Annotated in this window: 9 protein-coding genes and 3 pseudogenes; 7 read left to right on the forward strand and 5 right to left on the reverse strand. The window is 58.2% G+C overall.

Annotated features, from left to right (window positions below; genetic code table 11):
- Window positions 1–39 precede the first annotated feature (39 nt).
- The 4 genes from C4S68_RS06295 (at window position 40) to C4S68_RS06310 (ending at window position 8,039) form a co-directional block, all read left to right on the forward strand.
- Entirely contained in the window at window positions 40–1,164 is a 1,125-nt protein-coding gene (locus C4S68_RS06295; RefSeq protein ID WP_200821486.1) for a glycoside hydrolase family 53 protein, read from the forward strand.
- 8 nt (window positions 1,165–1,172) lie between these two features.
- Complete coding sequence (locus C4S68_RS06300; protein ID WP_103932063.1) at window positions 1,173–3,656, forward strand: beta-galactosidase; 2,484 nt, start codon at window positions 1,173–1,175, stop codon at window positions 3,654–3,656.
- A 177-nt stretch (window positions 3,657–3,833) separates the two neighbouring features.
- Entirely contained in the window at window positions 3,834–7,445 is a 3,612-nt protein-coding gene (locus C4S68_RS06305; RefSeq protein ID WP_103932064.1) for a TonB-dependent receptor, read from the forward strand.
- A gap of 144 nt (window positions 7,446–7,589) precedes the next feature.
- Complete coding sequence (locus tag C4S68_RS06310; RefSeq protein ID WP_160115032.1) at window positions 7,590–8,039, forward strand: hypothetical protein; 450 nt, start codon at window positions 7,590–7,592, stop codon at window positions 8,037–8,039.
- A gap of 294 nt (window positions 8,040–8,333) precedes the next feature.
- Here the strand turns inward: C4S68_RS06310 and C4S68_RS06315 are convergent.
- Window positions 8,334–9,378, reverse strand: a pseudogene (locus C4S68_RS06315) (integrase core domain-containing protein); the annotation flags it as partial.
- A gap of 442 nt (window positions 9,379–9,820) precedes the next feature.
- On the opposite strand from C4S68_RS06315, the gene C4S68_RS06320 reads away from it, so the two are divergent.
- Window positions 9,821–10,054, forward strand: coding sequence for a hypothetical protein (locus C4S68_RS06320; protein WP_103932066.1), 234 nt, complete (start codon window positions 9,821–9,823; stop codon window positions 10,052–10,054).
- Window positions 10,055–10,158: 104 nt separating this feature from the next.
- On the opposite strand, the gene C4S68_RS06325 is transcribed toward C4S68_RS06320, so the two are convergent.
- From C4S68_RS06325 to C4S68_RS06335, 4 genes and pseudogenes are all read right to left on the reverse strand, one after another.
- Complete coding sequence (locus tag C4S68_RS06325) at window positions 10,159–11,847, reverse strand: alpha-L-fucosidase (RefSeq protein ID WP_103932067.1); 1,689 nt, start codon at window positions 11,845–11,847, stop codon at window positions 10,159–10,161.
- 116 nt (window positions 11,848–11,963) lie between these two features.
- Entirely contained in the window at window positions 11,964–12,746 is a 783-nt protein-coding gene (locus C4S68_RS06330; RefSeq protein WP_160115033.1) for a sugar-binding domain-containing protein, read from the reverse strand.
- Window positions 12,747–12,987: 241 nt separating this feature from the next.
- Window positions 12,988–14,775 (reverse strand): outer membrane beta-barrel protein, encoded by a 1,788-nt coding sequence (locus C4S68_RS22890; protein WP_160115034.1) that lies wholly within the window; start codon window positions 14,773–14,775, stop codon window positions 12,988–12,990.
- A gap of 16 nt (window positions 14,776–14,791) precedes the next feature.
- Window positions 14,792–16,861, reverse strand: a pseudogene (locus C4S68_RS06335) (outer membrane beta-barrel protein); the annotation flags it as partial.
- Between C4S68_RS06335 and C4S68_RS06340 the strand changes: the two are divergent.
- Both C4S68_RS06340 and C4S68_RS06345 read left to right on the forward strand, forming a co-directional pair.
- A complete protein-coding gene (locus C4S68_RS06340; protein WP_103932069.1) occupies window positions 16,771–18,645 on the forward strand; it encodes a glycoside hydrolase family 2 protein in 1,875 nt (624 codons plus the stop codon). The pseudogene C4S68_RS06335 and the gene C4S68_RS06340 overlap by 91 nt on opposite strands.
- A gap of 429 nt (window positions 18,646–19,074) precedes the next feature.
- Window positions 19,075–19,707 (forward strand): annotated as a pseudogene (locus tag C4S68_RS06345) (beta-propeller domain-containing protein); the annotation flags it as partial.
- Window positions 19,708–20,154: the final 447 nt, after the last annotated feature.

A 20,154-nucleotide genomic window follows, 5' to 3' on the forward strand; every position in this document is an offset into this window, starting at 1 on the left:
ACTTTCGGCGGATGCCAGCCGTCCCCTCGAATGCGTATCGTGTCGACTGTGTGGATCAAGACCGTCATCCCGTGCTGTCTCGCGCCGGTGCTCTGTCTCGCCGGTGTCGCGCAGACCTCCAGCGCCGCAAGCGACACCCAGGCGTTCTGTCCCCCCATCGCTATCGGTGCGGACGTCTCGTTCCTGCCGCAGACTGAAGCCTCAGGGCACCACTTTTCCGACTCCCGTGGCGCTCGCCCCGGCCTCGAGATCCTGCGAGAACACGGCTATGGCTGGGTGCGGCTGCGGCTCTTCGTCCATCCCATGACACTGCCGAACGACCTCAGCTACACGATCGCCACAGCCAGGCAAGCCAAAGCGCTCGGCTTCGGCATCCTGCTCGACTTCCACTACTCCGACGATTGGGCCGACCCGCAGCACAACAACGTGCCGAAGGAGTGGGCCAGGCTAAGTCACGCACAGCTCGTCGACCAGGTCTTCGCCTACACCCGCGACACGATCGCACAGTTCCGCACCGCCGGCGTGCTGCCCAATGTCGTCCAGATCGGCAACGAGATCACCTCCGGCATGATGTGGCCCGACGGCAAGCTGCCCGACAACTGGAACCACTTCAACGGTCTTCTCCTCGCGGCCGCACGCGGTGTGCAGGAGGGCAGCAGGCCCGACAAGCGCCCGGCAATCATGATCCACATCGACCAGGGCGGTAACAGCGAAACCACCGAGTGGTTCTTCTCCCACCTCATCGCCGCGCATGTCCCGTTCGACATCATCGGGCAGTCCTACTACCCATGGTGGCAGGGCAGCCTGAAGGACCTGCGCGACAACCTCGCCTATATGGCGAAGACCTACCGTAAGCCAATCATCGTGGTCGAGACGGCCTGGAGCTGGAAGCCGGATAACTATACGAAGAAGCGCGGCCCCTTCGACGAATCTCCCGAAGGACAGGCGGAGTTCCTCCGGGCCGTCGCCCAGGCAGTCGCGGACACGCCGGATCATCTCGGCAAAGGTGTCTTCTGGTGGGAACCTGCCGTCGGCAACGACCTCGTCCGCCGCGGTCTCTTCGACGACAACGGCAAGGCCCTGCCCGCGCTCGATGTCTTCGACGGCTGCATGACTCCTCCGCAGGCGACCCCGCCGGCACCGCATTCTCACGAATACAAGTAGGCCATGGAGTGATCTCGCAGCGCCCTTCCCTTCCTCTGCATCTCGTCGCAGCGATCGTCGCCGCACTTCTTGCAGCCACGGCTCACGCATCAGCGCAGAACATCGTCACCATCGACGCCACGGCGCCACAACGCACGCCGCAGCCGGTCGCGGCGCATCTCGGCGCGGACCGCAGCCCCTCTGGCGAGACCATCGGCGTCAACTCCGAGTACCTCACGCGAAACGGAAAGCCATGGCTGCCGGTCATGGGCGAGTTCCACTACTCCCGCTACCCGCGCGGCCAGTGGCAGACCGAGCTCGAGAAGATGAAGGCTGCCGGAGTCGGCATCGTCTCCACCTACGTGATCTGGATCCACCATGAAGAGACCGAGGGCAGCTTCGACTGGACCGGGCAGCGCGACCTGCGCGCCTTCGCCGAGCTCTGCGCGCGGGAGGGGCTCTACCTCTATCCGCGCATCGGCCCCTGGGCGCACGCCGAGGCGCGCAACGGCGGCCTGCCCGACTGGGTGCTCACGAACAGCCCCGTTCGCCAGAACGATCCCGTATACCTGCGCGAGGTCGCGGCCTTCTATCAGCAGATTGGCGAACAGCTGCATGGCCTCATGTGGAAGGACGGCGGCCCAGTCATCGGCATCCAGCTTGAGAACGAGTACCGCGAGCACGGCCCGGGCAAAGGGGCCGAGCATCTGCACACGTTGAAGAAGCTCGCCCTGGATGCAGGGCTCGACGTTCCGCTCTACACGGTCACAGGCTGGGACGGCGCCGTGATCCCTCTCGACGCCGCGTTGCCCGTCTTCGGCGGCTATCCCGATGCCCCCTGGGACGGCTCGCCGAAGCAGCTTCCCGCTCCCGATGTCTACGCCTTTCGCTTCGAGAACCGCGCCGCCGGAAGCATGGGCGCTATCGGAGGCAGCGGTCAGGGCGCAGCTTCGGCCTACGCCGGCACGCCGTTCCTCACCGCCGAGATAGGCGGCGGCGTCGAGGACACCTATTTCCGCCGGCCCGCACTCAACGCGGACGATGTCGCAGCAGTAGCACCCGTCATGCTCGGCAGCGGAGCGAACCTGTTGGGCTTCTACATGTTTCACGGCGGCCGCAATCCCGACGGAGGCCCCATCACACTGCAGGAGTCGCAGCGCACCGGTTATCCCACGGATGTACCGGTGAAGGGCTATGACTTTCAGGCGCCACTCGGCGAGTTCGGACAGGAACGCGAGTCGCTGAACAAGCTGAAGCTGGTGAACTACTTCCTCGAGGATTTCGGGGGAGAGCTTGCCCCGATGCAGGTGCATGCCCCTGCCGCAACGCCCGCGTCGCCCGCGGACCTCAGCATGCCGCGCGTCGCAGCGCGCACCGCGGGAGATGCCGGCTTCCTCTTCGTGAATAACCATATCCGCAACGCCACGTCGCGCAGATATGGAGGGTTCCAGGTGCGGCTCAAGCTGCCGGAGGGCGAACTGCGCGTACCGGCCACGCCCATCGACCTAAAGCCCGGCGTCTATGGCATCTGGCCCGTGAACCTCCGGCTCGGCGAAGCGACGCTGCGATACAGCACAGCGCAGCTCTTCCAGCGCATACACCGCGCGGGACGCACCTACACGTACTTCTTCGCGATTCCCGGCGTCGAACCCGAGTTCCTCTTCGTTGCTGGAACAAAGCTGCCGGCCGGAGATCGTAACATCAGGATCCAGCCCACCGCGCAGGGTCTGATCGTCCGCCCCCAGCTCGGCGCGACCAAGACACTCGATCTGCCAGGCGCCGAAACGATCGTGCTGCTTACTGAGCCCGAGGCGGAGGAGATCTGGCGCGGCGACGCTCCCGGCCTCCTCGTGCAATCGAAGGCCGCGGCCTTCTCGCATGGCAAGCGCTGGACGCTGGAGCAGACCGGCGATCCCCACTTTGGTTTCAGGATCTTCGATGCTGAAGCCAAAGTCACCAGCCACGACGCGCACGTCTCCCGTGGCCCCGCGAACGGCCTCTTCCGAAGCTGGAGTGCGAGCCTACCGGCCATCGACCTGCCCGTGCGCCTGACGATGTCGAAGCCCGCCGGCCCCATCCCCCCGTACACCATGGGTAAGAGCTTTCCCTGGCGTAAGCAGCCGGTCCCCCTCGCCCCGGACGCGCCCGACTTCGAGCGCGCGGCAGCGTGGACGATCAGCCTTCCCGCAATACCGCTGCGCCCGGAGCTCGCGGGTGCGCTTCTCCGCGTGCGCTACCAGGGCGATGCCGCACGGCTCTACGCCGGCAACCAGCTCCTCGACGACAACTTCTGGAACGGTGCTCCATGGGAGATCGGGGTAACGCAGACCGGCGTAGAGACCGCGGTGCCCTCTACGCTCCAGCTGCGTATCCTTCCCCTGCCCCGGAGCCATCCGATGTTTCTCGAAGGAACCGTGGCCCCTCGCTTCCGAGACGGGAAAGCCCTGGAGCTTGACTCGGTAGCGCTTACGCCTGTCTACCAGTTCTCGTTCACGTTGAGCGACGACCGCTGAGCCGGTGTTCCAAACCGTGTGGCAAAGAATTCTGCACGCCCTCCGTCTTTCGGCGGATATCAGCGGCATACTCCGGCGCATAGAGTTTCATCGCTGCGGCGCACGCCATCTTTTGTGTTGCGCAGGCCGCCACGATACGACCGATTGTAGGCATTGCCTTTTGGAGGCACGCGTTTCATGATCTTTTCTCTCTGCCCCTCGCAACGGATTCTCTCGCCGCGTCATCTCGCCGGGCTCCTTCTGCTGGCCTCGCTTCCCACCTCACTCCTTGCGCAGGCCGGATCCGCCACCATCAGCGGCACCGTGGAAGACCCAACCGGCGCCGTCATTCCCGGGGCGAAGGCCACGCTGATCCAGGAATCCACCCAGGTCGCGCGCAACACCGTCGCCGACAAGGACGGCGTCATCGCCTTCGTTGCCGTGCCCGCCGCGATTTACGACGTCCTCGTCACCGCGCCCGGCTTCCGCCCCACGCGCGAGAACGGCATCGCCGTCCATATCAACGATCAGCTCGACCTCCGCGCCATCGTGCTCAAGATCGCCTCCAGCGACGCAAGCGTAACCGTCACGACGGAGACCGGTGACATCACGCCCACCACCTCCGGCGAGCAGTCCTACACGCTCTCGGACAAACAGATTCAGAACCTCAACGTCGAAAGCCGCAGCGCCATCGAGCTGCTCGACCTCATCCCCGGCGCGGCCAACACCGGCAACTTCACCAGCACCTACAACCGGCAGCAGGCGGGCTTCGGACAAAACGCGAGCACCTACACCATCAACGGCAATCGCTTCGATCAAGTGCAGATTGTCTCCGATGGCGCGCCTGTGACCGACCTCAACACCGCTGGCGCCGCCGCCGTCACGCCAAACGTCGACATGATCTCCGAAGCCAAGGTGGAGACCAGCGCCTTCTCCTCCGTGCAGCCTGACGGCCCCATTGTCTTCCGTACGCAGACCAAGTCTGGCGGAGACCACTTCCACGGCGAAGCCTATCTGCAGGCCCGCAACCACGTCTTCGACGCAACGGACCCCTACACGAAGGCTCTTGGCCTCCCCAAGGCGCAAAGCTCCTTCTACTACACCGGCTTCAACATCGGCGGCCCCGTCCTCTTCCCCGGCTCGAACTTCAACAAGAACCACGACAAGCTCTTCTTCTTCGTCGCGACCGAGATCACGCAGCAGCACGTCGACCTCGGCACGCAGGGAGGCATTGTCCCCACGCCGCAGATGCGCCAGGGCATCTTTACCTCGGCCGAGCTCAATGCCCTCTCCGGCGGCGTCTACCGCAACTACTACGTGACCAACGCGCCCTGCGTCGGCTACGCCTACTCCTACACGCCTTACTGCACCGGCGTCACCTACGCGAATGGCTACAACGGCGTCGTGAACACCGCAGCCACCGATGCCGGCGCTCTGAAGCTGATCAACGCGCTCTTCCCGCTTCCCAACACCAACCCCGCCAACAACGCGCAGGGCTACAACCTCATCACGGACATCGTCACCTCCGACCCGCGCAACCAGGAGAACCTGAAGCTGGACTACAACATCAGCCAGCGCCTGCATCTCTCTTCGCGCTTCAACCACGAAAACGAAAGCGTTCCCGCCCCCTATGGCCCGTACAACACAATCAACTACAACACCATCGTCTATCCGGCCGCGCAGAAGGGTTCCAACTCCTCCAACTCGCTCGTCACCAGCCTCACGGCTACGCTCTCCAATACGCTGACCAACGCGCTCACCGTCTCCTACACCCGCTTCGCCCTCGGCATCACCCTCGGCAATCAGAGCGCCGTCTCGCGCAGCAAGCTCTCCTATCCCTACGCAAACGTCTACCCCGGCTCCGACGTTCTGCCGAACGTCAGCTTCAGCTACCCGCATGCCAGCAACCAGATCCCCGGAGGCGAGACTCCTCCCTTCACCGGCGTCCAGAACACGACGACCATCAGCGATGGCCTCACCAAGAAGCTTGGAGCGCATCTGCTTGAGTTCGGCTTCTACGACGTCCTCGCCCGCTACAACAACCTCACCACCGGAAGCGACAACGGCACCATCTACTCCACCATCGCCACCTATGGGACCTACGGCGCCACGGGCGATCCCACAACCGCCTATCAGGCCATCAACAACTCCACCGGCAACGAGTTCGCCGACCTGCTCGTCGGAGACATCGCCGGATACACCCAGTCCAGCTCCAACGTCATGGCGCACATGCGCAACAAGCGTTTCGACTTCTACGGCGAAGACACCTGGAAGGTGAACAACCGCCTGACCGTGAACTACGGAGCGCGCCTCGACCACATCGCCTGGTGGTACGACACCAACGGCCTCATCTCCGTCTTTAACCCTTCCGCCTACAGCGCATCCGCCGCCATCACCGCATACTCCGGTATGCAGGACCACGCGACCAACTCCTCCATCGACATCTCCGGCCGCAAGCCTCTCAACTTCGAGTTCGCGCCCTCCGCCGGCTTCGCCTTCGATCTGGACGGCAGCGGGAAGACCATCCTCCGCGGAGGCTTCGGCACCAACTACTACGTCGATCCCGGCATCAACGCCTACTCAGCCGTCGGAGCGCCGCCCAACCTCGACATCTTCAGCTACTACGCCAGCTCCGGCACGCCACTCACGCTCTCCACCGTTTCCTCCATCAGCCCCGCTTCCAACCCTGGCGTCGTCTACGGCAGCGCCGATCCCAATGACCACGCCGCTCCCGTCACTTATTCCTGGAACCTCGCCGTCTCGCACATCTTCCCGGCGGCCATCCATCTCGAGACCAGCTACGTCGGCAACACGACGCGTCACCTCAACGGCTACTACGCCACCAACCTCGTTCCGCTGAACTCGGCGACCACCGCGCACGACGGCGGCCCCTACTTCGGTGGCAATTACTACCAACAGCTCTACCGCCCCTACAAGTCCTACGGCGACATCGGCTACAACACCCATAACCTCGGCTCCAACTATCACTCGCTGCAGGTCACCGCCTCGCGCAGCAAGGGATGGTTCAATACCTGGATCACGTACACCTTCGGCAAGGCCCTCGGCGACACCTGCGAAGACTCCTTCAATCACCAGAACTGCTACAGCATTGAGCCGTTCGATCGCTCCCAGTCGCTCAACGTCTCCTACTACATCCTCCTGCCCGACGTGAGCCGCCAGCATCTCGGCAACCACATGGTCGTCAACGGCCTGCTCGACGGCTGGCGCATCTCCGGCATCGAGCAGTACGGCTCAGGAACGCCCTTCACCGACATCCCGCAGAACGGAGCCAATCACAACGAATATAGCGGCAACCAGGTGATCGGCATCTACGGCACCTACCCCGCAAGCCAGGCCCCGGCCAGCGCCTCCTATGGCAGCACCAGCGTCTCCATTAGCAATGACTCCGTGAATGGCACGCCGGACGAGGCAGCCGTGCCCTTCGTTACGTGCGATCCGCGCAAGGGACTCAAGGCTCATCAGTACTTCAACCCGAGCTGCTTCACCGCGCCATACGAAGGGCACAACGGAGCATTCCGAATTCCCTACATCCACGGTCCCGCCTACTTCAACGACGAGATCGGCATCTTCAAGGACTTCAAGGTGCGCGAGAACGGCAAGCTGGAGCTTCGCTTCCAGGGCTTCAACTTCCTCAACCGCTCCTTCGACACCTACCTCCAGTACGACTCGTCCCTCTATCTGGGGTACACCGCCCTGAACGCGGCTCCCACCAACGCCTCCACGGCAGGTGTAACGACCGTCCGGCAAGGACATCGAACGATTCAGCTCGCAGCGAAGTACTTCTTTTAGCCGCAATGAACTGCCCAGCCGTTTCTCGCAGCCATAGACGGCATTCGAGGGCTATGGTGGGACGACGATCGTAGCGACGTGCTTTTCATCTGTCGGAGTGTTTGGAACTCAACGGTGAAGAGCACGAAGACGGAGGAATAAGATGTGGATGACCCGGGGTTAGTTCCCGTGATCCATCCGCTTCGCCTGATGCTCGATGCGATCAAGCCGGAACATGCCGCAGGATTCATCTTCGTCAATCGCATCAACGGGGCGATCGATCTCGATAACCTCGCGGATCGAGTGATCATGCCGATCGTCGAATCGAACCAGATGGAGTGGGAGGGCTGGCAGGCATATCGTCGGGGACTCGTGACGAACCTCAGGAAGCTTGGCGTCGAAGACACGGCGGTCCAGTTGATCTTGAGGCGCGAGCACGTTCGTACGATCAGCGCTTTTCCGTCAAGACCGTCCCGCAGACGGCCCATGAAGCGATGCAAGAGCTGGCAGAAAAAGTCAACGGTACGCTACTTGTGCACCAGGCGGTTATCCAGCGACTCGTATGTGCTTGATTTTATGGAGCCGACGAACGGACTTGAACCGTTGACCTGCTGATTACGAAACGGCCCCACCCTGTGTATGTTGTTGTGTGACAGAGAGTATTACAGCGCGATTCAGCCTGTTTCGGGACGTCTCGGGCGCATTTTGTACACCGTTTGTACACCAGTGAATGCTGAAGATCGGGTCTCGACCGCGATCATTTACAGATCTGGCCTGACCGATCTTTTGTACCAGCGAGTTTGTTAGTGTAGCGCATCGATTCTCTTGTTTCGATCGATGCAGGATGGGGCAGGCGGAGGAGGCATGAGCGTAGCGAACGGCTCCTCCGTCTGCCGAGCGTTCGTTGCCAACCAGGCCCTCCGGTGTCGGCGGGCGGTATCCCCGCGAGGAGTGCGGCCGGATGGTGTTGTAGTGTCTGCGCCAGCGCTCGGCGAGCACCCGCAGCTCCTTCATCGAGTAGAAGATCTCTCCGTTGAGGAACTCGTCCCTCATCTTCGAGTTGAAGATCTCGCAGTAGCCGTTCTCCCACGGTGAACCCAGGTTCGATGTACATCGTCTTCGCTCCCGTATCATGAAGCCAATTGCGCAGATCGTGTGCGATGAACTCGGGCCCGTCGTCGGAACGTCGATGCTCAGGAACTCCCTTCATGGCCATCACGTCGGCCAGCGCAGCGATCACTTTCGCACTTGACCACCTGCGCTCTACCCGCACTAGCAACGCCTCCCGCGTGTGTTCGTCGATCAGGTTCAGAGCACGCGCCATGCGGCCATCATGTGTGCGCACGCTGACGAAGTCATAGCTCACACATGGTTCGCATGCGCCGGCCGCAGCCGCACGCAGGAGCCATCGTTGAACCACAACCGACCGCGTGGCCTATGCTTCTGCGGAACCTTCAGGCCCTCGCGTCGCCAGTGATCCGTCGATACCCATAGCGGCCATACTGGCCGGCCAGCGTTACGATCGCCTGAGTGAGCTTGTCTTCGTCCGCCCGTTGCGTCAGCCGGTAGCGCTGCGTGCCGCGTGGCTGATGAGCCAGACAGCACGCCCTGCGCTCGGTGACTCCATGCCGGTCCTGCGCATGAGCTACCGCATCCCGGCGACGCTCCGGGCTTAGAAGTTTCCCGAGGCGAAGTCCTTTAACACGAGGTTATCCAGGCTCAGGTTCGCCACCAGACGTTTCAGCTTCGCATGCTCAGCCTCAAGCTCCTTCAGGCGCTTCGCCTGGTCCACCTGTAGCCCACCGTACTCGCGACGCCAGCGATAGTAAGTCTGCTCCGTAATCGACGCTTCCTTGCACGCCAGCACCTTCGTCTTCCCGTTCGCAACAGCCACTTCGATCTGACGCAGCAGGTTCACCACCTGCTCCGCTGTATGCTTCTTGCCCCTCGCCATATCAGGCTCCTTGTACTCAGTCTCTATCACTCAGACTGGTACAAAAAACGCCGGGCAGACCGATTGCAGATGATTGCTAGCAGGTTGGATCGATCGCAGGATGGCCTTGCGTACCTTGACGACGAGCTCTCCTGGGTCTTGTAGAACTTGCGGGTAGCGAGGGCGATGGTGTCTTCCACGGCGCCAACGACAACCTCGGCCTAAATACCCTTCTCCTTGGGGGGCAGGTTTGGGCTGCCCCCACGGTCAGCCCATCGCTCACTGGTTGGAAAGTTAATGCCAAATTGGCCAGAAAGCCGGCCTTTGCCGACCTAACCGGCTCAGAAGTCCGTTAGAAGGTGCGTCCGGTCACTTCCTTCACACCTACGACGACATACGGCTTTGGTGCCGGCTGCCCGGTAGGCTCCGAACGCACATAGATTCCGTGTGCAAGGATCGTGGAATGAATTCAGTTCTGGCCCCACCGCTCCTCGGAAACTCAAAGATCCAGGTGATCGTCTCAGCAGCACAAGTTGGCCGTCTGGCGTCGCTTTTCGACCGGCGCACAGGCGTAGGATTTCTTATGCAGGCGCAGCGGCTTCCTTCCGACCAGAGCCCCGGCTTCAATGCTTCGTTCATGCGTAGCGCCTGTGCGGGCATCGAGGAATGCCTATTAGCCGTTGGCCAGAAGCGGTAACGATACCGCTGGAGGGCCTGCTCCAGACCATGGCAACTTCTGGCAGATGGGATGGGAAGTGACCGAGATCACCCACTTCCTCATCCACCAGCAGCGCCGCGCACTCACGATGCACCAATGGGCAGGTTACCCTCGATGCGCAGAACATATGGCATCTTTGCTGCTGCTGTCATCTCAGGAAGTGAAACGACCAAGCCTCCGGGGGTCTGGCGGAATTTCAAATGATCACCAGAACCTGGGATCGTCACACGTTCGACGACCGCCTTGTTTGATGCCAGTGATGTAATCCGAGCGTCACGGGCAGGGCGGCTGTAGCCAATCGCATAGAGCGCTCCCTGCGCGACCGTGAAGCGGAAATCTTCTTCGCTTGGCGGCTGGACTGCTTTTCGCTCGATCTTCGGGCCCTGCTGTGCGGTAGAGCCTCCCTTCCAGTCACCTGGTGGCTCCAGGGGCATGAGGGGGCCTTCGCCCATGCGTATCCAAGGCCGCGCCCCGTAGACCGCATCGCCATTCGCCTTAAGCCACTTGCCTACTTCCAGCAAGACCTCTTGCTGCTCCACAGGAATCGAACCATCACCCATCGGCGAGACGTTCAAAAGAAGATTGCCGCCCATACTTGATAACTCCACCAATTCACGTACGACGCTCTCGGGCGAACGGATTGTCATTCCATTTGTATAACCCCAAGTGCTTCCAGGAGCATCATCTACCTGCCATCCTGCGGCGTTGTATATCCATTTGGGTGCACGCGCCTGTTTCTCAAAATCCTGCACCGACCCGAACAGATATGCAACGTCCTTCGTCGCCAATGTGGATTCCTTACCCCACTCCGCCGCCCGATTGTAGTAGTAGGCCGCGGCGCGCAACTTGACGTCATCATAGGTGCGTGTATTCACTCCGTTGTCGAAGTAAATCATCTGAGGTTCGTACTTATCGACAAGTTCCTGGACACGAGCCAACCAGTCGTTCTGGAATGCCAGAGAAGCGTTCGATTTATTAAATTCACCCTGGATCGGCGGCCCATAAAAGCCCGCATACTTTGGATCAAACTCGTCATTTGGGACGCCAGGAGCCGGGTATGCGAAAGCATCATGTTCCATGCGATGGTTTGAAACCCCGAAGATCAGATTCTTTCTGCGCACTGCGGTCGCGAGCTCTCCTATGAGATCTCTCTTTGGTCCCATTTTTCCGGCGCACCATGGCGTGATATCCGAATTCCACATAGCGAAGCCGTCATGATGTTCGGCAACCGGCACAACATACCTGGCGCCTGCTTCCGCAAAAAGCTGCGCCCACTCGGTAGGATCGTATTTTCTGGCCGTGAACATTGGGATGAAGTCTTTGTAGCCAAACTTGTTCGGGGAGCCGTAATTCTCGGTATGCCACTTGGCATCCGTCGTGTACATATGACGCTCATACCATTCGTTGAGACGTGCGGGGATCGAGTCCAGTCCCCAATGAATGAAAATGCCGAACTTCGCATCATTGAACCACTTCGGCACGCTATAGTGATCGCGTAGCGACTCCCAAGTTGGCTGGTATGGTTCGGCGATCATCGGTTTCGGAACAGCATAGGCGTCGGGAGCCCCGGAGGGGGCACCTGTCTGTGCATCCACAAAGTCAGGTAGGCTGCTGGCAAGCAGTGTGGATGCCGCGGTTCGACCGGTATCGGCAAGAAAGCGTCGACGTGAATAGAACATCAAAGAATGGCTCCTAAAAAAGATGACGCGAGGATACGGGATGATTGTGCGTAATGCGACCTGCCTGCAATCGAATGCGCGCTGCTCAATCATCGGAAACGATTGTCACAACTACGAGCCTATGAGCCCGCAGTTCGGCGAGCGAAATTTACAATTCGACATCGCCTAACAGCCGGAACGAGCGAGCGTTATAGCAGGATTGCCTCCGTTCAAAATCTCCGTCCGAAGGCAGGAGGCTTCACATCGCCAGTGTTCGGTTTGAAGCTTGCAGTTGTAAGGCCGCTGCTTGTTGCCGTGACGATAATCCGCCCACTCGATTCCGTTGCACGCAGAATCGCGACTGCGTTGCCGTCGTATAGTTTCCGGTCTCTACCTTGAAACGCCTCATGGTCCATCATGTCTCCATTGTCGACAGCGGTGATTCTGCCTGGACCAGTGACCGCGAAGTGGATAAGCGTAGCCGAGCCAGAAATTCGGGTTCCAGCCGCGTCAACTAGGGTCGCCGTGACATAACGTACGTCGTTCCAGTCCGGAGTCGGCGGCGCGCCTGCGTCATCCGCGGAAAATTGGATTCGTGCAGGCTTACCCGCTGTCTTCAACGATTCCGTCGCCACAACCTTCTCATCATTTCGAGCCACAGCCCTGATTAGGTGAGGCGTGAGGCCATAGAAGAAGCTGGTGTATCCGTACGGATGATGTCCGAGGAAATGGCCATTAAGATAGACAGCTGAGTTTGCCATGACGCCGTCAAAGGCTATGTAGGTCTTACGGCCTTCAATGGGAGCATGATGGAAAGCTTTACGGTACCAGCCCACACCAGTGGGAAAGAATCCGCCGCCTGCAAGGCTTGGCGCCTCTTCCTTCACCGGCCCAGCGATGGACCAGTCGCGCGGGATTGTCACCGCGGCCCAAGACGCATCGGAGTAGTCGGGCGCCTCCGCCCTAGGAGCGTCTGACTGCAGGAAACGCCAGCCGTTCGTGAACTGGGTCACGGTGCGAGGATGTGCCGCCGCTGGGGGAGTAGCTTGTGCATGATGGGACGCCGCCCAGAAAGCCCGTAAGAATATGCTCAGGTTCATGAGTACTATCCAGCCTCGGCTAGCTTTCTCCGTTTCATCACATCCCCCATCGACGCTGGCGTGACATGCCACTTATTAGCGGCGCGGCGAAGTGCCAACCACTCTCAGTGCCATCAACTGCATACGCGTTCGGATGGACATCGATCTCGTCTCACTAGAAGTCAAGCCTCGCGGATGCCTGAGCGTCTCTCGTCGAATTCGCCTGGCTTGTCACGGTGCCAAGTATGCTGCTACCGACAGTCGTCGCTGGACCATTGAAATCGACGTGGTTATCAAGATTGTAGGCACTCATCTCGAAGGTGAACTTGGGTCTTTCATAAATCTTGAAAACACGCCGGACGCTAAGGTCTTCTTCGTAAGTTCCAGGATTGCGTAAAGCATAAGCATATGTTCTAGGTGCGTTGCCCAGAGTATAAGCTGCTGGAATCGCGAATGCCGCCGAGTCAATGTAAGCATAGCTTTGGGTTGCGGTATTTTTGCGACCCCACCCCCCATTGATCCGTGGTGATCCAGAATACCCAGGCACCACATTTGGCATGCAGGTTCCTCCGTCAGGATTGTTGCAACCCGTTGCTGTGATCACTAGGGGAGTCCCCGAAGATCTCGTAACGATCCCGGATAACGCCCATCCTTGGATCAAAGCGTTTAAGAGATGGTTTCCGCGCCCCTTACCGAACGGAAGGTTGTAGATGTAATAGAGCGTAAAGTGGCTTGGGACGTCGATAGTACTCAAGGAATACTCTTCTTGGGCAGCTGAGCGTCCCTGATAGCCGTACGAGCTACGAGAGCTGCCTGTATCGTCGAACGTCTTGGCAAACGTATATGACAGACCGTAGGTGAACCCGCGAATATCTGATTGCTTTAGAGCGAGCTGCAATGACGAATAGTTGGAACTGCCGATGTCTCCCCAAATGTCGCTGAAGCCGTTGTATTGCGGAAACGGACGCAACGCTTGTGCCATGGACGCGCTGGTTGAGAAATTAGGAAACGGGATCGAGAACGCCGGAAGAATAGCCTTCGCAGCGGCGATATTCGCCGGATTCGCAGGCTGCGAGAGAAGGCCGCCAAGAACGTAGGTGGCGGAATTCAGTTGGTTGGTGTATATCGTGCGACCAATGCTGGTTCCCAAAAAGTGTCCCGTCGAGCCGCCATAATCTAGGCTCAACGTTGTGTGGTGGATGACCTCGCGTTGGACGCCGAAGTTGAAGTCTTGGTACTCCGGAGCTCGCCGGCTCAAGTAAGGATCTGGGAAGTTGACGCCATTTGGCGATAGAGATGTATAGCCAGGGGTCGTGGTAAATCCCGTGCCGGTCGCGGAATTTATGTTGGGAGGAGGAACATAGCTCGGTACCGCGCTATTCATGTACGTGAAGCCCGGTGCATTATTCAGATAGAAGGCAGGAGTGAGGCCGCCATTAGAAGTGGCGGAGGAGATTCCACCCGTGAAGCCCAACTGGCCAGTTCCTGTGCTTGCGTTGGCCCTTCCTCCGACACCACCAGCGTGCGTGTAGGAAACACCATACGCCCCCCGGATCGCGGTCTTGCCATTGATGGCATACGCAAATCCAACACGTGGGCCGAGGTTCTTGTACCAGGTGCCAATGGGTCGAGTGCAGTTGCAGTACGTGCCGCTGGGCCCGTTCCCGCCAAAGAGGAGCGCGCCCGGCGTTCCTGTGATCGGGTTCGGTACATTCAAGTTGATAAACGAGAACCGATTTTCCTTCTCGCTGTAGGGAGACCAGATGTCCCAACGTAATCCCAGGTTTACCGTCAGCTTGCTGGTGAGCTTGATGTCGTCTTCGGCGAAAGGAGAGAAAGCGTGATACCGCCCGTATAGCTCGTGAACCGGAGTATCGTCGTTGATTCCAGCGCCGTCGACAGCGCCTATGAGGAAACTGGCAAATCCCGCCTTGCGTGGTGTTGACGGCGGTACCCGCAGCATTCAGACCTGCAGTCTCATTGTTGGAATAGGAAAGAGTGAAATATGTGTTGGTTTGAATCGGGACGAGATCGGTCTGTTCCCATTGGTAGTTTCCTCCGATACTGATGGAGTGCCGCCCCTTCACAATCTGGAAGCCGTCGGTGATTTGATACACCTTGCAGTACGCGCCTCCGAAGGTTCCCTCACCGCCGGCCCATTGGGCAGGAGCATTTGCGCCCCCAAATGTCGTCTTTGGAAAAGAGTTTGAGGCTTGGCCCGCCGGAAGATTAGTGATCCCTGCGGCGGTTGCGTACCACGCCGGATTCGACGCGCTCGGATTGATGCTGCCGGCACCGCTGCCGAAGCCGTTGATGTTGAAGTCGTATGTCAATCTATTGACCGCACGGCTACCGATAGTCCAAGTATCTGATACGAGTGCGGTCAAGTTATTTTGGGAATTGCCGACGGTGTTGGTGTATGGCAGAGGTAGTCCGCTTGCATCGCAGCACGCAGGATTTGCAAAGCGGGCACCATATGTGAAAGGAGCACTCAGCCGATGGTGCTTGATGAGGTCGATGTCCATCTTGTAGCTCTGCCGAGGATAATTAAAGCCGGTGTTGAATCCGCCGAGATAATTGTTGGTAATGTTGTTGTTGCTAGGAGCCGGCAGAAAGCTGAGCATGTGTTCTGAGATCGGAGATATCTCACCCGACGGAATTGCGTTGGGCGTTGCAACACCGTTTTTTGTTCCCATGAACTGCTGTCGCGTGCAAGTCGATCCCGTGCACAGTGTTGTTGATGGGTCATAGATGGGCTGATTCGCCGGCAACGCGGTGAAATCACCCGTCCGCTCCGCTGCAGTCGGTACTGTCGTATAGCCAGGATTATTTCCGTGAATGTAGTGTTCTGTCTCCAAAGACACAAAGAAAAACATCTTGTTCTTGAAGTGGGGTGTGTAACCGCCCAGAGTCCCCCCGAACTCATTGTCATGTTCGACTGGTTTGATGGCAGTCCCCGTCACAGCGTTGATGACATATGGCGCATAAAATCCCCAGCTGTCGAGAGCAGTGTTGCGGAAATACTCAAATGCGGTTCCGTGATAGGCGTTTGTTCCTGACTTGTGGACGTAGTTTTGCAACCCTTGCCCTTGGTAGGCCGCCGAAAAGCTGCTGGTGAGCGCTTCGGACTGCTCAACAGCATCGAACGAGAAGCTATTGTGTATAGAGGACACGTCGCTTTGCTGGTTAGCGTTGTCCATCGCCACCCCGTCAACATATGTCTCACTGGTATTCGTTTGTCCGCCGTTGAATTGATAGTTGCCGCCGGCTACGCTGACTCCTGGCGTCAAAGCAACGAATGCCGTGGGATCGCGCGGCTGGCCATTCAGTATGATAGGCAGTGCCTTGTAGGTTTCGACATCGATTGTGCTGCCAAGGGTCGCGTTGGTAGTGTTCAAGGCGGCGGGAGCTTCCGTGACCGTGACACTCGAAGTCACTTCTCCAAGCTCCAGGGTGATGTTGAGCCCCTGAACTTGAACGGCATTCAGAGTGATATTGTCTCGCACCGCCGTCTTGAAACCTGATTCACTGATCGTCAACCTATAGAGGCCATTGTCGAGGGCAGCAATGGAATAGAAGCCGTCTTTGCTTGTGGTCGTGGAGCGCACTAAGTTTGTCTTAACCTCAACAACCTGGACCTGAGCGCCTGAAACTGCGGCGCCGGTTGAGTCCGTCACAATTCCCTGAATGGTTCCCGTCCCTGCAATCTGAGCGATCGCATATTGGGTAGTCACAGCGAGCATAATGATAGCCAACGCAACAAGGGCTGAGTGCTTACACAGTTTCACCAGAACCTCCCGGCAGCAACGGGACTTTTCGCCTAAAACACGCGACCAGTCGCAATTTTTGCGCACGGCAACTGTAGCGGAGCGTTGCGCGCACACGCATCGGCCGAAAGTAGGGGGTTGAAACATTTGGCGTTTCGTTGATGTAATCTCGCTCCGAGGATATCTCCACCATGATCCAGAGGCATCGCCTAAAGTTATGCGCGATCTTTCGCGCCGCAGCCGTAGCCATTTTGTCCCTATCGACAATTGCTTGCGTCGCATTCTGTCAGCAACCGTTGCAGACTTTGCTGGTGGGCATAGATCGCAGGCCCGCAGCGAGCCTCGATGGCGATTGGCATTACCTTGTTGACCAAGCGCCAGGACGAGCACTCTATAACGCCGACGGCAGCATCAATGACAACTCCTATGCAATGAATGAGCATCCGGTTATAGTCGGCAAGCACAATGAGGAGTATGACTTTTCGACCGCTCCGACTATCAGGGTTCCAGGGGATTGGAACACGCAGGTGCCGCAGCTCTTTAACTACGAAGGTGTTGTCTGGTACCAAAGGGACTTTGAAGTTCAACCTGCTGCCGCAAATACGCGCACATTCCTACACATCGGAGCTGCCAACTATCGCACGCATGTTTGGGTCAATCGGCGTCGGGCCTGCGATCATGAGGGCGGCTATACGCCATTCGACTGCGAAGTCACCAGCGTCCTCCACCCCGGAACCAACTTTGTCGTCATAGCGGTCGATGCGACTCGACTGGTCGACGGTATTCCCTCCGTCGGCATCGATTGGTTCAATTACGGTGGACTCACTCGGGATGTGTCCCTCGTGACCGTTCCAAGTGTGTTCATCGATGACTACGATGTGCACCTTGAACACGGATCACAGTTTGATCCGGCCAACACCGAACTGACCGGATATGTTCACGTGATTGGCGCAGGTGCGGGCACTCGCATAACTGTAGCCATTCCGGAGGCTGCGGTAAACGCTGTGGCTACGATTGACGCTTCCGGTAACGCTCCCTTTCGCGTCAAAGCCACGCATTTCACGTTGTGGTCCCCAGAGACACCAAAGCTTTACAAAGTCACGCTCTCCTGTGGCGAAGACAGTCTAACGGACGACATTGGGTTCCGCGACATTCGTGTGGACGGGACCCGCATTCTCCTAAACGGCAAAGCTAAGTTTCTGGAGGGGGCCAACCTACACGCCGAGGCTCCGATTCGAGGCGGTCGCGCCTACTCCGACGTAGACGTGGCGACATTGTTCGGATATTTGAAGGATCTGAACGCAAACTTCGTTCGCCTCGCCCACTATCCCCACGACGAGCGCATGGAACGCGAGGCTGACCGCGACGGAATCATGGTCTGGTCGGAAATACCAAACTGGCAGCATATTTCCTACGAGAAGCCGGAGGTCTACGCCAAAGACGTGATCATGCTCAAAGAGATGATACGGCGGGACCGAAATAAGGCTTCTGTCATACTCTGGTCGGTATCCAATGAGACTCCAAACAATCCGACGCGGACCACATTCCTCACGAATCTGGCGAATGAAGCTCGTACGTTGGACCCTACACGGCTCATCACGTCCGCGATCATCGGTCCACGAGCCAAGGGACTCGATATGATTAACGATGACCCTTTGTGCGAAGCATTAGACGTAGTTGGCCAAGACGAATACATCGGCTGGTACGACTTGACTCCTGAAGACGCCGATAAAATTCACTGGACGCTGCCTCAAAAGCCGGTTCTGATAAGCGAATTTGGTGCCGAAGCCAAGTACGGCAACCACGGTGCGCCGACCAATCGGTGGACCGAAGAGCAACAGGTCTATGTGTTTCAGCATCAATTCGCGATGCTGCAAAAGATTCCCCAGCTTCGTGGAACAATCCCATGGATCCTTATGGATTTTCGCTCTCCAGTTCGCAATATACCCGGTTTGCAAGATGGCTACAACCGGAAAGGGCTGATCTCCGAGGATGGACAAAAAAAACTGGCTTTTCGTCTATTCAAGGATGCCTATGAGAAACATTCTTTGGGAAAGCCGGAGTGAGTCACGTCCTATGTGCCGGTTATCCGTTAGCACTGCCGGCAGACCAAGGAAACAGTTCGAAGAGAGAGGCACGATCTTATGCGGGTATATCTCATCATCATATCACTATCATTATGCCTGCTCGCGACGAGCCCTGGCGTCACTCAACCCACTCGAGTCACCCCGCGCGAAGCGGGATTTCCTGGCATAGGTCTCAATCAACATCCGTTCCTGTACTGCGGTGAGTGGCAAGACCAAAGCCTGGACAATCAAACTATCTATTTAGTTGAGAAAGGAAGGGTGGTATGGACTTTCACGAATAGCAAACATGGAGAACTGGGGGATTGCACCCGGCTGTCGAACGGTAACATCGTCTTCTCTCGTCAGTTTGGAGCGAGCGAGGTAACCCCGGATAAGACGATTGTTTGAAACTACGATGCTCCTCCGAGCACCGAGATGCATACCGCTTACCCGATGGGCAAGGACAACGTTCTAATTATGCAGAACGGCACTCCAGCGAAATTGCTGATATTGCGCAAGAGCGACAATCATATTGAGAAGGAAATCGAACTTCCGACCCAGAGCAAGAATATACACGGTCAATTTCGGCACGTCCGACCAACTAAAGCAGGTACCTTCCTTGTGGCGCACATGGACGCTGGGAGGGTCGTCGAGTATTCGTCCGATGGAAAGGAGCTCTGGTCTGTACCTGCTCCTTCGGCATGGGCGGCGGTCCGTCTGGACAATGGAAACACCGTAATCAGTGGCAACGGTCTGGGCAACGTGCGAGAGGTCGATAACAAAGGCCGGACAGTCTGGGAGGTGAAGAAGGGTGACATTCCCGGTATCCCACTGTACACGGTACAAGAGGTGAGTCGCCTTCGAAACTGCAATACGTTGATTAATGACCGTTCCGCAAATCTTTCGCGAGACGACCAGCCCACGACAGTACAATTGATCGAGATCACACCCGGTAAAAAAGCGGTGTGGGCGTTGAGGAATTGGAGAGATCTTGGTCCCGCATCCTCGACTCAGTTATTGGACGAACCGGGAGTTCCGGAACACGGGGATTTGCAGAGATAGCGGAATGGTGGCAGGGGTATACGGGCTACTATTCCGCTGATCACCGATATTTCGCTACCCTGCTATTGGATTGACAGACGTCTGATAGGTTCTTTGGACGATACACAGCTCTATACGTTTTCACCGCGAATGCGCATTTCTCGCAGAACGATCCAATTCGGGTCTAATCTGGTGTCGCGGCTAACACCAAGCGTCTGACCCGCATAACGAGACACGATTGTCGTCGAGAACTAGTCAGAAATCTCAATCTTGCTCACACTCGGATTTGGGTTACGGCGCCTTCGACTAGTCCGACGTATTCGACCCGGCGATCTTCCTCAGTGATCGCATCTCGATGCGGTTCGCGCGGGGGTGACCTGCCCCCAGCCTTCCTGCCATTCATAACTGGAGATTCTCTTCATTGTTGATGGTTGTGGTTTTCGAAGGGAGAGGGGCCATGGCCCCTCT

Source organism: Bryocella elongata (assembly GCF_900108185.1).
GTDB lineage: Bacteria > Acidobacteriota > Terriglobia > Terriglobales > Acidobacteriaceae > Granulicella > Granulicella elongata.